This is a genomic window from Nitrosomonas supralitoralis, assembly GCF_003011925.2.
Classification (GTDB): domain Bacteria; phylum Pseudomonadota; class Gammaproteobacteria; order Burkholderiales; family Nitrosomonadaceae; genus Nitrosomonas; species Nitrosomonas supralitoralis.
This window is the reverse complement of the sequence record NZ_PXXU01000001.1, coordinates 36,524-52,267: the sequence shown is the minus strand read 5'-3', so window position 1 is coordinate 52,267 and position 15,744 is coordinate 36,524. Positions and strand designations below refer to the sequence as shown.

Here is a 15,744-nt window from a genome sequence, read left to right as displayed (position 1 = left end):
ATTGAATATAAAGGCTGCTATTGAGAGGAATGCGTAAACTTAGCCTGCCCGGCGAGCCAAACCAGAACCAAAACAGGCAGGCCTAGTATAGCGGTGGCTATGAAGAAACTTTCATAGCCGTATGCATCGACAAATTGTCCGCTGAATCCGGCGATAAATTTGGGCAGCAACAGCATTACCGAACTGAATAATGCATATTGGGTGGCTGAATATGCCGAATTGGTTAGGCCGGATAAATATGCGATAAAAGCGCAAGAAGCAATGCCAGCAGAAAGGTTGTCTGCTGATATGGTGAAAATTAACCCGCTCACATCATGACCCCGCCCTGCGAGCCAGACAAACATTAGATTGGTCGCAGCAGACAGCACAGCCCCTAAAAACAGTGTGCGCATGATGCCGATTTTGACAGTCAGCACGCCGCCGATCGCGGCCCCTACGATAGTCATAATTACGCCATACACTTTTGAAATCGTGGCGACTTCTTCTTTACTGTATCCCATATCGACATAGAAAGGATTGCTCATTACGCCCATCACAACATCGGAGATACGGTAGATGGCAATCAGGCCCAGGATCAGCAATGCCTGCCGGCCATGCCGCATGATAAAGTCGCGGAATGGCGCTATTAATGCACCGTAAAGCCAAACCAGCAGGTTGCCGATGCGGGGATGAAGATGCCACGCTGCAATGGCCTGCTGTGCGATTTTTTCGTTTTCTGAGATTAATCGATTGTAAGGTACATCTGGTTCGCGAATGACCAGCGTACTGATAATTCCGACGATCATGCTAAAGGCCATTACCAGATAAGCGAAACGCCATGGTGCGTGGTCGTAGGCATCAGCAGTGACATCAACCGCCGCAGCAATCCACAGCACGCCAGCTGAAGCCAGGATCATCGCGACACGATAGCCGGCTTGGTAGGTGGCGGCCATTGCGCCTTGCAATTCCGCTGCGACAGCCTCGATGCGATAAGCATCAAGTGCGATGTCCTGAGTGGCGGAAGCAAAAGCCACGGCAAGTGCAAAAAATACCAAATGTGTCAGATTGATAACAGGGTCGGTGAATGCCATGCCTGTCAACGCCATGGCAATGGTGATCTGCGACAGTAACAACCAGGCACGGCGGCGGCCCAGCCATCGCGTCAACAGTGGCAGCGATAGTCGGTCAACCAATGGAGACCACAGCCATTTAAAACTGTAGGCCAAGCCAATCCAGCTCAGATGGCCGATTGTAGTGCGATCGATACCTGCTTCCCGCAGCCAGAATGATAATGTGCCCATAATCAACAGCAACGGCAATCCGGCGGAGAATCCCAGCGACAGCATGCCGAGTACGCGGGGGTGAGTATATACCCGCAGTGCCTGCAACCAACTGGATAGCGCATCCGATGTCATAATTCGTGATCGTAGTCGATGATCAGTGGCGCATGATCGGAAAAACGCTCATCTTTATAAATTGAAGTAGTTCGCGCTTGTTGTGCGATAGCAGGCGTGGCGATTTGGTAGTCGATGCGCCAACCGACGTTTTTTGCCCAGGCTTGTCCACGATTCGACCACCAGGTGTAATGATCCGGTTCGGTGTTCAGCTGGCGAAATACATCGATAAAACCGAAATTTTCCAATACATTGGACAACCAGTCGCGTTCTTCAGGCAGGAAACCGGAATTTTTCTGATTGGAGCGCCAATTTTTAAGGTCGATTTTCTTGTGCGCAATGTTCCAATCTCCGCATAAAATGATTTCTCGATTACTAGCTTTTAGGTTCTGCAATACCGGAAAAAATTTTTCCATGAAATAAAATTTTGCAGCTTGCCGATGCTCGCCGCTGGAGCCGGACGGCAGATAAATTGAAATGATACTTAAATTGCCAAAATCGGCTTGCAAAAAGCGACCTTCGATATCGATATCAGAAATTCCAATACCTTCGATCACTTGATCCGGTTTTTTGCGAGTATATATGCCGACACCACTATAACCTCTTTGCTCGGCGCAATGGAAATAACCGTGATAGCCATTCGGCGCCTGCATTTCGGCGGAAAGGTCAGGCAATTGCGCTTTTAATTCTTGTACGCATACGATATCCGCGGCTTGTGACCCGAGCCATTCAAGAAAGCCTTTTTTCACCGCCGCACGGATACCATTTACGTTAAGCGTTATAATTTGCATCTATTCATTCAGGAGTTGATTAATTTATGTCCGATTTCCGGCAAGCCTTCATTGAATTCGCCATTGCGTGCAATGTATTATGTTTTGGTGAATTTAAAACCAAAGCCGGGCGCATGTCACCGTATTTTTTTAATGCGGGATTATTTAACGATGGCGATTCGCTGCGCAAACTTGGGCAATTTTACGCCAAAGCGATAGTTGCTGCAGAGCTTCCGTTCGACATGCTGTTTGGTCCGGCCTATAAAGGCATTCCATTGGTCAGTGCCATTGTCATCGCGCTGGCTGAGATGGGGTATAACTACCCATTCTGCTTTAACCGCAAGGAAGCCAAGGATCACGGTGAAGGCGGCGTATTGGTCGGTGCCTCGATGGTGGGTCGTGTGTTGATTGTCGATGATGTTATTTCAGCGGGTACTTCAGTGCGTGAATCGGTCGATTTAATCAAAGCCTCCGGTGCAACACCAAGCGGTGTCGTCATCGCCGTGGATCGCATGGAGCGGGGTAGCGACCAGTTATCGGCAGTGCAGGAAGTGCAGCAAATGCATGGCCTTACTGTGACTTCGATTATTAATCTGAACGATCTGGTGGTTTATTTACAGAATCATCGAGAATTCGAACAGCATTTGCTGGCGGTGCAGTGTTACCGAGAGCAGTATGGGGTGAACTACTAGCAGATTGTTTTCAATATATCCATTCCTCATGAAGAAAGTATTTATCAGTTACAGCCATGATTCTAAAGAGCATAGTGATAAGGTAATCGGCTTAGATGCAAGCCTATCCCGGGAAGGGTTTGATTGTCGCCTCGATGTTTACAAAGATACCGATGAAGACTGGCCATTATGGATGACTAAACAATTACGCGATGCAGATTTCATACTTTGCGTAGTTACTGAAACTTACAAGCGCCGTTTCCAGCACGAAGAATTACCCGATCAGGGATTGGGTGTTGGCTGAGAAGCTGGATTGATCCGGCGTTCTCTTTATTGCAATAAGCTTCATAATAGCCGAATCTTTCCTGTTTTCTTCAATACCTCGGATAGAAATCACATTCCGCTCGAACTTCAAGGCTACGATAGTTTCCTGCTCGACGGTTCAGCTGGTTATGAGGCGCTTTTACGTAAGCTTCAGAACCGCCCGCTTTATTCCAAGCCCGCCATCGGTATCCCACCTGACCTCGAAACGAGTACAACAAAACCTTTGTTTGCTCGCCCCGGTGAAGTTTCGTTAACAAAAGATATAGTTCTCAAGGTCGACATCTCCCACATCCTCAAATACGCACCTACCCAATTAATTGGCCGCGAAGATGAAAGCGCATTTCTCAGCGACGCTTGGGATAAAGTCGTGCGTGTGGAAAAGGAGCGCTCCCGCATTCTCACATTTGTTGCTTTTGGCGGCGAGGGAAAGACTTCCCTGGTGGCCAAATGGATTGTGGATGAGATGCTTGCCAAAGATTGGCCCGGTTGCGATGCCGCTTTTGCGTGGTCGTTCTATAATCAGGGTACGAGTGAACAACTGGTGACTTCCTCCGATTTATTTCTGAAGGAAGCAATTAGCTTTTTCGGTAATGCTGCAGACAAAGGATTTGCCGGCAGTCCTGTCGGAGCATACGAGAAAGGCCGGCATCTTGCACGCCTTGTAGGGCGGCAACGCAGCCTGCTTGTTCTCGATGGTCTCGAGCCACTCCAATATGCACCCACTTCGCCTACACCGGGCGAACTGAAGGATCAGGGTATCTCTGCGCTGCTCAAAGGGCTAGCGCAAAACAGTCACGGTTTATGTGTGATTACCACCCGGTATTCATTGCCAGATTTACGGGCGTTTCAGAATAAGACTGTGGTTGAAGTAACGCTGTTACGTTTGTCGCCCGACGCCGGTGTATTTCTACTAAAAACACTCGGTGTGCGCGGTATGGCGCAAGAATTAGAAAAATTGGTTGAAGACGTGAAAGGACATGCACTCACGCTGACCTTGCTCGGAGGATTTCTGAAACGCGCCTTTAATGGCGATATTCGCCGGTGCGATCGTGTAAGGTTTGAGAAAGCTGACGAGAAGATCAGTGGAGGGCACGCTTTTCGCACTATGGCGGCCTACGAAAAGTGGCTGTTGAACGGCGGCGACGAAGGACAGCGCGAAGTAGCTGTGCTGCGGCTTATGGGATTGTTTGATCGGCCCGCAGACGCCGGCTGCCTTGCGGCTCTGCGGAGTGAAACCATCCTCGGAATCACTGATCCACTCACCGAGCTGGCCGATGAGGACTGGGCGCTCTGCCTTAGTGGCCTCGAATCCGCGCAATTACTTACGGTGAACCGGGACGCTGCAGGCACACTTGTTTCGCTCGATGCGCATCCGCTGCTGCGAGAATACTTTTCGCGGCAACTGCGTGCGCAACAACCGAATGCGTGGCGCACGGCCCATCGTCGGCTCTATGAGTATCTATGTGCAACCACGCATGAAGGTAGTCAGCCCACGCTCGAAGACCTCCAACCTCTCTACCAAGCCGTGATCCACGGCTGTCAGGCGGGATTGCAATTGAAAGCATGTGACGAAATTTATTTGAGGCGCATTTTGCAATACCGTAACTACTATAGTTCACGAAAACTCGGAGCAATGGCATCTAATTTAGGAGCGGTTGCCTGTTTTTATGATCAGCCGTGGAAGTCCATTTCACCCATACTTTCAGAAAATTTACATATTTCACTATATAGTGAAGCTGCAATTTATCTCATCGCCTTGGGTAGATTGACCGAATCCTTGGAACCAATGCAGTTAGCAATTAATATGTTGGGCAAGGAGAAAAGTTTGAAGGATGCTGCTATCCTTCTTGGAATCCAGAGTGAACTGAAGATGTCTCTAGGCGATGTGATTGGGGCCATCAGTGTCGCCGAGGAATCGGTTATTTGTGCGGATCATAGTGGTATTCTGCACGAACAAATGACCAAGAGATTTCGATATGCTGATGCCCTGCATCAAGCGGGTCGTCTGACTAAAGCGAAGGCTTTATTCAGCGAAACCGAGAAAATAGGCCCTGATTATATGGACAGACTACTGTTTTACGGTCTGGCGAGTTTTCAATATTGGAATTTACAACTTGCTGATCCTGAGCGTGCCGCGTGGCAAGCAATGTTTTCTTCATATTGCTTGCAAGAGTTTGAACGCAAGAATCCGTTAGAAATTTGCACTGCATTTTCTCAACAATGCGCAGAGAGAATGTTTAGGCACGATGATCTTATCGACCTTGCTCTGGAGCGCCTCACGTTAAGCAGCGCCTTGCTCTACGAGGCGATTTTGGCAAAATCTGACACCCGGCATGCACAATTACAGGTAGAGCAAACCGTTAATGGTTTTCGTCGCGCTGGCATAATTGGGCATCTGCCTAGAGGGCTTCTCATCCGTGCTTGGCTAAGGTTTATTGGAGGCAAGCATACCGGCACCGACAGTGCACAAACCGACCTCGATGAAGCCTGGGAAATCGCCGAGCGTAGCTCGATGAAGCTTCATATGGCGGATATTCATTTGTATCGGGCGAGATTGTTCGGACAACTGCGAACTCTGGACGGCAGTTTGGATTATCCGTGGCAGTCGCCAAGCGCGGATCTGGAAGCTGCAGAAAAAATAATCAATACATGTGGCTACCATCGCCGCGACAAAGAACTCAGCGATGCCAAACAAGCATTGTTAGATTGATCTGACTATTCATTATCATTTCGTTACATGATTTGAAGTCGACCTATCAATTAACCTTAGCAGGGTCAGGTACCGAATCACGAATCCCAACAAAATTATCAGATGCAGAATTAAGAATACCTTTGGCACTGTGTAGATTATTGATTTTTTCAGCGCCGGATGAATCAGCAATGGCTAGTGCTACTTTCGAGAGTCAAGAATACGTATGTGCAGACAGATTTATATTTACCCGCCCCAGAAACGGTAGTTCCCAGTGTCCAAGTGAACAAAATTAGACGATGGATAATAACCGACACCGCCAATTTGCAATGACATTGCGGCGCTGCGCAAATCGGATAGTTTACGTCCCGGCAAGCGAATATCAATGGCTTTTCCATGCGTATGCAGGCTGTTTTTGGCGACACCGCCACTTTGTGCTGCCAGTTTGGCATTGGTGGCAGGAGAACGGTATGCGGAAATTACATGAAATTCTTGATTGGTTCTTAGTTTGTGTTGTAACAGATGCAGGAAATCGAATAAAGTCGGGTCAATGGAAACTCTATCGCCGGTGCGGTGGTCACGCAGCACTTGATTAATGGCGCGCATGCCTTCCGGAATATATCGGCCATTGGCCCAAAAGGTCGCACGGGTCCGTTCGCCGGTATGCAGATTAAGAAAACTCAGTTTCTTCTCCAAAGGTTTCTTGATGGCAGCATGTACGGATGTTGCCGCCATTGGCAGTGCCAACAAAGTGCATGCGCCTATGCCGGTTTTTAAAAAATTTCGGCGGCTAGGTTCTGTTTCTGATAAATACGTTTGATCCAGAAATTTTCGTATCATCGATTATTTTCTCCTGAAAATGCTGCGATTGTGTGCGAAAATAATTTACCAGCGAGCATGACGCAACGCACGTAAATCACGGTCATATATATCCGGGTAAAAATGAACTTTGTTTTGCTCATCAGCCCAGGCCGTAATATACACCATGTAAAGCGGTAATGGTTTAGGTAAATGGGTAGTAATGGTTTTATCGCTTACCAGATCAGCGCTGAATTTCTCCGGCAAGCTTTGTTTTTTTAGAGCAAAAGCTGCCAGTTCGAATGGTTTTTCGAGTCGGATACAACCCGAGCTGAAGGTTCGAATATCCTTCCTGAACAGTGACTTAGATGGCGTGTCGTGTAAGTAGATACTAAACGGATTGGAAAACATGAATTTGATTTTTCCCAGTGAATTGTGACTGCCAGGATCCTGACGTAGGAAGTAGGGAAATCCTCTCTTAATTGCGTTCCAATCGATTGTATCCGGATCAATCGCCTGTGCACCACGCTCCTGAGCGGGGAAAACCTTGAATCCAGCGGTAGTGAAGTACGTAGGATCCTGCTGCTGCTTGGGTAATAAATCTTTGCGTGCAATGCTGGCCGGAACATTCCAATAAGGGTTCAGCACCATATACGAGAGTGCACCGTTAAAACTGGGCGTTGAACGATAATCACGCCCGACAATAATGCGCATATTCAGGACTGGCTCGTCATTTTCAACAGCGGTGAGATAAAAACCTGCGGTATTGATCAGCAGATGACGCTGCCCCAGGTCTCTGGGCAACCAACGCAGACGTTCCATATTGATGCGTAGTTGGCGTACTTTCCATTCAAGAGGAATATTCAAAGCGTTAATCGTGTTTTTCCCGATAATGCCATCAGTATTTAGGCCATGTTGTTCCTGAAATGCTTTGATGGCGGTAACGAGTTCAGTATCGTAGAGTTGGCTTTCGCTGGGAATCAGATTAAATTCAGATAAGCCATCAGCCATATAAGCTTGCGCCATACGCTGGCGAATCAAAGGAATGCTGTCATAGATATCGCCGGGTCGGATAGACGGTGAACTGGGAATGCGAATCCACTCTATGGAGTCTCTGAGTAATGCCTGGTAGTGAGTCAATGTCTGTTTAAGTAATTGATAATTGGATGTTTGTGGAGACAGTTTCTGGAGTGATTGTTCCAGGTGATTGGAACGAATTGCTTCTTGCAGGAAAGCAATCGCATCAAATTCCGGTTGCGGGATATGCCAATCCCGATCGATTGCAGTGGCGGAAAAACGACCGCGAGACAAATCTCTTGCCAGCTTTAATAATGCATGCGTCGTGCGCACTTCCAGCTCAATCGCTGCTGATGAAGATTGATCAATCTGCTGTAGCAATTGTGTCAATTGCTGCAATTGATAGTCCTGGCTTTCCAACCCTTCGGCTTCTGCGCTGGCAATAAATGCCAGTGCTGTTTTCAATTGAGATAAACCCGGCTCTCCTGTAATCCATAATGGTTGAAATTTCCGTGCCGCATAAAATCGTTGTAAATCGTCAATTTCAGTTTTTCTTAATCCTGTCGCGGAGTTGGATAGTTGCTGTTCAATTCCTCTTGAATCAATGATGAGTGCAGCGGAAGTAATCGGATTTAATAGAAAAAGAAGATAACAAAGAAAACGGAGAGTCGTCAGTAAAGCAGATTGGGATTGATAGCGTGTCACGCAGAAATTCCTTTGTTGTGCTAATGTTTTATTGAGAGATTCCGGGATTTTAACATCAATGTTCTGCAGTGATATATTTGCTTGAAAGGGATAATTGTCTTTCATTTATCGAATTCAGAGCCATTTCAAAAAAATTTATGGATAAATACTAACAGGCCGTTGAGAAACGTTTTCGAGGCAACTGATACAAGGCAAAAACAGGCGAAAAGAACGGCTTAATAAATGAGCATTCTGTTTTACGTTTATTTCGCTTCATAAAAGGAGTGACACTTGGTTTTTGCACTGAAACGGATAAAGGCGAGATGTGCCCAGTGTTCATACCGAGATTAGAAGTAAGGGTAATGGGCGTCCCTTACAAAAAACTATTTGATGACACATCTCAACTTAGCGCGTGGTTCGGAATGACAGTTTAAAACCATCCCTCCTGCAGCATCACGCTGCCGATCAATTGTGCTGCTGCTTCTGTACTTTGTGCAATTTCAACCGCTAGCCATTGCCGATCAACTTGATTGTTAACCAGGCGGGAAACCTTAATGCTGAGTTCATCGGCTGTTGCAGAGCGTTCCAGTGTCTGAGAGTAGATCGTTTGCACGTACTCTGCATTGGATAAGGCATCCAGATCCGCATGTTGCTGGAACCAATCCAGAATCATGTCAGGATTGACCTGAGCTTGCAGTGCTTCTCGCCCCAGTTGCCATTCATCAACGCTGGCATTCCGATGCATGAAACTATGGAATAATCGACTTAGAGTACCTTCAGTTGCATTGTGCGCAATCACGACGGTTTCCCCGCTGTCAAAAGCAATCATCTCGGCATTTTTCAGGCTCAACATGGCGCCATCGCTCAGTTGTGTCAATTCCAGTCGGTCATCAACGAATTCCAAGTGCACGTCGTCGCGGGTACCTGGCATTCGCAATACATCATAACCTGCGCCTCCATCCGCTTGCAGAGCGAGACCCAGCGGCAAATAGCCCTGATTGTCCTCAACACCGCCCGTAAATTCTCTGGTTGCATTGATTCGGATAATATCTGGATTGGTCTCGAGACCATCGAGCAATTCAGCGCTGGTTCTGTCCTGCAATCCGGCAGCTTCAGGCAGGCTATAAAAGGCAGCCAAGATATCATCGGTTGTGGCATTCTGCCAATTTTGTATGGCGTTTCCTTCGGCCGCTGTTAAATCACGGTGCAGCCATGTTTTTGCCAGATGATGCGCAACGGCTTCATTTTCAGAATAAGCTATGGCCACGGTGTTGCCTGTGGCAAACTGGATCAATTCGATATCAGTCAATGAATCAGTCTCACCATTACTATTCTGTATCAGCGTGACTTTATCATTGCTTACTTCAATCCGGTAATCTGATAATTGCCCTTCCTGTAACGCAATATCGAAACCCAAACCGCCATTGAGTTGGTCATTTCCGCTTCCGCCGCTTAAGCGATCATTGCCGCTGCCGCCGAAAACGATATCATTGCCGCTATCACCCGAAGTTTGATCGTCGCCGCCGAGACTGCCGATCGTATCATCGCCGCCGCCTCCAAACAGAATGTCATTCTCAGCGCCCAGCACAATAAACTGATTCTGATCATCGCCGACAGCAAAATTTTCGCCGCTTCCACCAACAACCCGAGTGGCTCCGATAATTGATGCAAATGCAACATTATCGAGCTGAATGATAGTGCCAGATGGAAGGTTTCTGACATCGACTATCAAGATTTGCTTGCTGTTGTTATCGATACTTGACCCAGTAATAATAATGGGGATATCCGGTGCCCGATTGTCACTGATCGATGGCGTGATGGTATGTACCGTAACGCGTTCATCTGTATTTAGTGTCGATAAAAACTCTTGTGCCCGATTGATGATTTCCTGACTTAGAGTGCTATTTGAGCCAGTTTTCTGCTCAATTCGCTGCATCAGATCATTGGTAGCATTCTGCAGACTCTGCAACTGAGGTTTTCCCGCACTGTTCAGGCCGACACCCACAGGCAGGCTGATAATCAGCGAAGCATTGCCATTTGCATCAGTGGTAACAGGAATATCAGCATAATGACCGAATAAGCTGTTCGGATCATCTTGACGGTTACTGACAACCGGTAAAACTGTAGTCACAACGGTGCCATTCGATTGCGTTGTAACAGTGGCGGCTGCGCCATCAATGGTTTTGGAGTTAGGGGATGCATTGCCTCCGCTGCCAGAATTTCCTGATGAAGTGATCGGAATAGTTGCATTAATGCCATTGCCAGTGAGATCGGCCACATCGACAGATGCATCAGCACCTGCTGCCCAGTCTTCGGCGGCAGCCAGATTGTAGGTTTTTGCATCATTTGAAGCTGTGCCACTTTTGTTGATGATCATGTTTGCGCCAGCCTTGTCAGTCGCGCTCAGGGTGAGCGTAAAGGCTGTGCCGGAAGTAATATCGACATTGGCGGTATCGGTCAGCGTATAGGTTGCGCCGCCTTCGCCGGTGAGCGTGAATTTATTGGCGATGATGTCGTTGGCGGCACCGTGGCTACTCAGGAAGTTAGTGCCGGTTATCACCAGAACGCCACTGCTGGCGTCGTAAGTGGCGGATGTAATGGCAGGTATAGCCACGTTGGAAGCGGTAATGCCATTACCGGTCAAGTCAGCCACATCGACAGCCATAGCGGCACCTGCTGCCCAGTCTTCGGCGGCAGCCAGGTTGTAGGTGCTGATATCGGTAGAGAGTGTTCCGTTTTTGTTGATGATCATGTTTGCGCCAGCTTTGTCAGTCGCGCTCAGGGTGAGCGTAAAGGCTGTGCCGGAAGTGATATCGACATTGGCGGTATCGGTCAGCGTATAGGTTGCGCCGCCTTCGCCGGTGAGCGTGAATTTATTGGCGATGATGTCGTTGACGGTTCCGTTTCTACTCAGGAAGCCGCTGCCGGTTACCACCAGAACGCCGCTGCTGGCGTCGTAAGTGGCGGATGTAATGGCAGGTACAGCCACGTTGGAAGCGGTAATGCCATTACCGGTCAAGTCGGCCACATCGACAGCCATAGCGGCACCTGCTGCCCAGTCTTCGGCGGCAGCCAGGTTGTAGGTGCTGATATCGGTAGAGAGTGTTCCGTTTTTGTTGATGATCATGTTTGCGCCAGCTTTGTCAGTCGCGCTCAGAGTGAGCGTAAAGGCTGTGCCGGAAGTAATATCGACATTGGCGGTATCGGTCAGCGTATAGGTTGCGCCGCCTTCGCCGGTGAGCGTGAATTTATTGGCGATGATGTCGTTGACGGCTCCGTTTCTACTCAGGAAGCCGCTGCCGGTTACCACCAGAACGCCGCTGCTGGCGTCATAAGTGGCGAATGTAATGGCAGGTGCAGCCACGCTGGAAGCGGTAATGCCATTGCCGGTCAAGTCGGCCACATCGACAGCCATAGCGGCACCTGCTGCCCAGTCTTCGGCGGCAGTCAGGTTGTAGGTGCTGATATCGGTAGAGAGTGTTCCGTTTTGGTTGATGATCATGTTTGCGCCAGCTTTGTCAGTCGCGCTCAGAGTGAGCGTAAAGGCTGTACCGGAAGTGATATCGACATTGGCGGTATCGGTCAGCGTATAGGTTGCGCCGCCTTCGCCGGTGAGCGTGAATTTATTGGCGATGATGTCGTTGGCGGCTCCGTTTCTACTCAGGAAGCCGCTGCCGGTTACCACCAGAACACCGCTGCTGGCGTCATAAGTGGCGGATGTAATGGCAGGTGCAGCCACGCTGGAAGCGGTAATGCCATTGCCGGTCAAGTCGGCCACATCGACAGCCATAGCGGCACCTGCTGCCCAGTCTTCGGCGGCAGCCAGGTTGTAGGTGCTGATATCGGTAGAGAGTGTGCCGTTTTTGTTGATGATCATGTTTGCGCCAGCTTTGTCAGTCGCGCTCAGAGTGAGCGTAAAGGCTGTGCCGGAAGTGATATCGACATTGGCGGTATCGGTCAGCGTATAGGTTGCGCCGCCTTCGCCGGTGAGCGTGAATTTATTGGCGATAATGTCGTTGGCGGCACCGTGGCGACTCAGGAAGTTACTGCCGGTTACCACCAGAACGCCGCTGCTGGCGTCGTAAGTGGCGGATGTAATGGCAGGCACAGCCACGTTGGAAGCGGTAATGTTATTGCCGGAGTCATCAGAAATATCGGTATCACCGATCACAGTATTCCAGTCATCGGCAGCTTCCAGATAGTAGGTGCTGATATCGGTAGAGACTCCGCCGTTTTGGTTGATGATCTGATTGACGCCAGCCTTGTCAGTCGCGCTCAGGGTGAGCGTGAAGGCTGTGCCGGAAGTGATCTCGACGTTGGCGGTATCGGTCAATGTATAGCTCTCAGCACCTTCGCCGTATAAAGTGAATTTGTTGGCGGTAATGTCGTTCGTGGCACCGCTGGCTTTGACGAAATTTACTCCGGTAACGACCAGGCTTCCTGTACTGGCATTGTAGGTAGCGGATGTGATGGTAGGTATCTGTACGTTGCTGACAGTAACCGGGTTACCCGTAGTGTCCGAATTGCCGGTCTGCGCAGGATTCCAGTCAGCGGCAGCGGCGAGGTTAAACGTTGTGGCGTCGACGGCGGAGGTGCCGTTCTTGTTCAGCAATCCTTCTACATTGATTTGATCTTCAGCATTCAAGGCAACGGTAAACTGAGTTGCTGAAGTGATTTCCACGTTTGATGAAGTCAACGTATAGGTTGCGCCTCCTTGGCCGGTCAGTGTCAGTTTTGAGACATCGATATCGTTGGTTGCACCGGATGTGGCTACCATGTTGGTGCCGGTGACAACCAGCGAATTGGTGCTGGCGTTGTAAGTGGCTGAGGTGATGGTGGGAGGAACAACCGCTGCCGAGATGTCAATATCATCAATGGTAAGTTCTACAGCACTGTTAAAAGCAAAACGTATTTCGTCAATATTGTTGAATGCAGAATTAAATGTCAACAATCCACTATATTCTGGTCCTGCGTTGCTTTGCTGCGTATAAATGATATTTCCGGTTGCATCGCTGGTAATTAAATTGACTGCTTCCGCACTAACGATCAAAGCGTTATCACGGTACCCGGAAATGGTCAAAGAATTTGAAGCGCCATTTGGGCCATTGTCAATCTTGAATGAATTGAGCTGAAAATCGGAGCCATCCGAAGATTTGAAATAGAAATTGGTTACATTGGCTCCGCCATAATTGAGAATAATGGACCGTCCACCGGATTGATTCAGAAGCACTGATATATCTACATCATGGGCATTTGCGAAATCAACAGCGCTGCTGGCACCGAACGTCCATCCGCTATAGGTAGCTGAAGTAACGCCATCGTTAAAGATTAGCGAACCGCTGTCGAAATTTGTAGTCGTCATTGCATAACTCCTTTGAATGTTTTAAAACTAGAGAATAATTATCGATTTTGGAAAGACGTTATTTAAGCGTTATCGTTTTCCGGGCGATAGCTTTGATACCAGTACGATTAAATTTCATCAGATGGTTTCCGCTTAATTTTCCTGCAAGTGCTGTGCCACTTTCTGGTCGAGTTCGGCGAGCCATGTTTGCGGCATCACGACCAGTATTTGTTCCAGGATCATTTTTGCTGCGGTGATTTCTTCCATATCCTCGGATCGTTGAATCGTTGCTGACAGCCACAAATAGGCTTTTGCCAGATGTTCTGCGGACAGTTGATTTGTTTCTGGATCAGGTTCTGCATGAAAAAAATGTTTTCCTGCCTGAAAATAAGCTGGAACATATTTGAGTGCTGCGGCTTGTTCAAACAATTGCCTGATTTCTTTTGGCGCGTGCCTGGCCGGTAAATCGGACTGCAGGATGAGGCCCAAATAATAGAAAGCTTCGGGCGCTTGTTTTTGTGCTGCGGCTGCAAACCAGCGATAGGCTTCTTGTTTATCTCGGATGGCTGAGTCGCCTTGCAGATAAAACTTCCCCATCCATATCTGCGCGGGGATGGAACCTTGCTGTGCAGCAGGGCGGCAAAGCTCCAGCGCTTTAGCAGGATCTTTGGGAAAACCTGTGCCGGTCATCAACAGATTGGCGAGATGGCAATAAGAATGAATATGTCCTGCCTGAGCCGCTTTTTGGAACCAGTTGGCTGCCGCAATGGGATCTTCCGGATGATGCGTGCCTTGCTCAAAACATACCCCGACTAAATGCTGAGCGGTCGGAATACCTTTTTGTGCGGCTTTTTCGAACCACTGACACGCCACGACTGGATTGGTTTCGCGCCCCCAGCCATTGCGGTAGAAAAGACCCAGCGAAAATTGTGCCAGGGCATTATTGTCATGCACGGCGGCATCATAATATCCGCTAAAAGCTTTTTCATAATTGCCGGATGCTAGTGCATTTTGGGCATTTTTAATGATCAGATTGTTGCTTGTTTGTTCTTTTGCGTCGCTTACTTTATCCGCCAAAGCTTCGGATAGAAAGATAGCGGCGCACAGAAACGCCCATAAAGCTTTTTTCATTTTGTGCTGACGGTTGCGATTCAGTGTCAAACAGAGCCAAGCTAAGGCCGCGAAGGATAAATGCCATCTCCGGCAATAATGCAATTCACAACGGTGTATGGCTGCATAACTGAAAATGATTGAGATCCTCCCGCAGTGCCGATATCGACGTTGGTACTGGTTGTGGTGACGATATTGAGTCCATTCAGCGTAGTCTCGATCGAGGCGGAATGCATGTTAACATTCGGTGCAGATGCCGAATAAGCTGTGTTCAATCCTTTAGCATTGGCCAGCGAATTTCCTGCCGCAGTTTTTATGTCAGCATCACTATTCACCGCTTTCAATGTCGATGTTGCGGTACTGCCCGGTGCTACAGCTGATGTGGAAGCCGAGGTGGCTGTGGCGGAGTGACTATGGACAGGCATATTATTCACAGTCAGTGTCATGGTTTCTGTGCCGCTGGATCGTCCCAAAATGAATGTCGAACCACCCGGGTGTTGCCCTTGATGGACAGGAACTCTTCCGCGCATGTCAGGAAGGGCAAAAGTAGTTGTTCCATTACCGCCATATGTTGTACCAAGTAGCGAGTAGAGGACTGCATATTGATTGATAGAGAGCGTTTGACCATCACATGGAAACCATCCTTGCGGTGCAAAATTAAATGCTACATAGCTTATTTCGCCGACAAAGGGCTCCATTCCGGCGTTGGCGCTGTTAGGCGCTGTGCTCATCAGCATCATGGCTGCGGCTAAAGAAAAAAAACATGGCGTTTTCATGCTCGGTTTCATCAGTTTTCCCCTTAATTAAGATTTAACTTTCAATTTATTGTGTAACAATTTGATATTAACAATGAATTACACTTTACACAATAGTATAGCATCGCGATAGCTCTATTAAATCGTTGTGGTAAGTGGTTTTATATCTTTTGTTTTACGCATACATCCAGCCTTATGTCTGCTGCACTCTA

10 protein-coding genes are annotated in these 15,744 nt (G+C 48.4%); 3 read left to right on the top strand and 7 right to left on the bottom strand.

The window, feature by feature from the left end; all coding sequences use genetic code 11:
- Positions 1-17: 17 nt before the first annotated feature.
- Both C7H79_RS00180 and C7H79_RS00175 read right to left on the bottom strand, forming a co-directional pair.
- Positions 18-1,394 carry an AmpG family muropeptide MFS transporter gene (locus C7H79_RS00180; RefSeq protein ID WP_106705280.1) on the bottom strand — a complete coding sequence of 459 codons (1,377 nt, stop codon included), beginning with the start codon at positions 1,392-1,394 and terminating at the stop codon, positions 18-20.
- Positions 1,391-2,164, bottom strand: coding sequence for an exodeoxyribonuclease III (locus C7H79_RS00175; RefSeq protein ID WP_106705279.1), 774 nt, complete (start codon positions 2,162-2,164; stop codon positions 1,391-1,393). The genes C7H79_RS00180 and C7H79_RS00175 overlap by 4 nt, the downstream gene beginning before the upstream one ends.
- Positions 2,165-2,190: 26 nt before the next feature.
- Here C7H79_RS00175 and pyrE point away from each other — a divergent pair, with 26 nt between their 5' ends.
- Genes pyrE through C7H79_RS00165 form a run of 3 tightly spaced genes read left to right on the top strand, consistent with a single transcriptional unit; the run spans position 2,191 to position 5,848 of the window.
- Positions 2,191-2,835, top strand: a complete 645-nt coding sequence (gene pyrE, locus C7H79_RS00170) for an orotate phosphoribosyltransferase (protein WP_106705278.1) — start codon at positions 2,191-2,193, stop codon at positions 2,833-2,835.
- Positions 2,836-2,863: 28 nt separating this feature from the next.
- Positions 2,864-3,118: a toll/interleukin-1 receptor domain-containing protein gene (locus tag C7H79_RS18265; protein ID WP_197714555.1), complete on the top strand. Its 255-nt coding sequence runs from the start codon at positions 2,864-2,866 to the stop codon at positions 3,116-3,118.
- Between the two features lie 9 nt (positions 3,119-3,127).
- Entirely contained in the window at positions 3,128-5,848 is a 2,721-nt protein-coding gene (locus C7H79_RS00165; protein WP_197714554.1) for an ATP-binding protein, read from the top strand.
- Positions 5,849-6,073: 225 nt separating this feature from the next.
- Here the strand turns inward: C7H79_RS00165 and mepK are convergent, their stop codons facing one another.
- The 5 genes from mepK to C7H79_RS00140 form a co-directional block, all read right to left on the bottom strand.
- A complete protein-coding gene (gene mepK, locus C7H79_RS00160) occupies positions 6,074-6,667 on the bottom strand; it encodes a peptidoglycan L,D-endopeptidase MepK (RefSeq protein ID WP_106705277.1) in 594 nt (197 codons plus the stop codon).
- A 45-nt stretch (positions 6,668-6,712) separates the two neighbouring features.
- Complete coding sequence (locus C7H79_RS00155) at positions 6,713-8,347, bottom strand: L,D-transpeptidase family protein (RefSeq protein ID WP_106705362.1); 1,635 nt, start codon at positions 8,345-8,347, stop codon at positions 6,713-6,715.
- A gap of 409 nt (positions 8,348-8,756) precedes the next feature.
- On the bottom strand, positions 8,757-13,688 hold the full coding sequence (locus C7H79_RS00150) for a beta strand repeat-containing protein (protein ID WP_106705276.1): 4,932 nt from the start codon (positions 13,686-13,688) through the stop codon (positions 8,757-8,759).
- 132 nt (positions 13,689-13,820) lie between these two features.
- Positions 13,821-14,798, bottom strand: a complete 978-nt coding sequence (locus C7H79_RS00145; RefSeq protein WP_106705275.1) for a tetratricopeptide repeat protein — start codon at positions 14,796-14,798, stop codon at positions 13,821-13,823.
- A 41-nt stretch (positions 14,799-14,839) separates the two neighbouring features.
- Positions 14,840-15,553 carry a phage tail protein gene (locus C7H79_RS00140; protein WP_242447047.1) on the bottom strand — a complete coding sequence of 238 codons (714 nt, stop codon included), beginning with the start codon at positions 15,551-15,553 and terminating at the stop codon, positions 14,840-14,842.
- Between the last annotated feature and the right edge of the window lie 191 nt (positions 15,554-15,744).

Coding starts and splice junctions, on each gene's coding strand:
- C7H79_RS00140 (WP_242447047.1), bottom strand. CDS start 15,553: ATGAAAACGCCATGTTTTTTTTCTTTAGCCGCAGCCATGATGCTGATG.
- pyrE (WP_106705278.1), top strand. CDS start 2,191: ATGTCCGATTTCCGGCAAGCCTTCATTGAATTCGCCATTGCGTGCAAT.
- C7H79_RS00145 (WP_106705275.1), bottom strand. CDS start 14,798: ATGAAAAAAGCTTTATGGGCGTTTCTGTGCGCCGCTATCTTTCTATCC.
- C7H79_RS00150 (WP_106705276.1), bottom strand. CDS start 13,688: ATGACGACTACAAATTTCGACAGCGGTTCGCTAATCTTTAACGATGGC.
- C7H79_RS00175 (WP_106705279.1), bottom strand. CDS start 2,164: ATGCAAATTATAACGCTTAACGTAAATGGTATCCGTGCGGCGGTGAAA.
- C7H79_RS00180 (WP_106705280.1), bottom strand. CDS start 1,394: ATGACATCGGATGCGCTATCCAGTTGGTTGCAGGCACTGCGGGTATAT.
- C7H79_RS18265 (WP_197714555.1), top strand. CDS start 2,864: ATGAAGAAAGTATTTATCAGTTACAGCCATGATTCTAAAGAGCATAGT.
- mepK (WP_106705277.1), bottom strand. CDS start 6,667: ATGATACGAAAATTTCTGGATCAAACGTATTTATCAGAAACAGAACCT.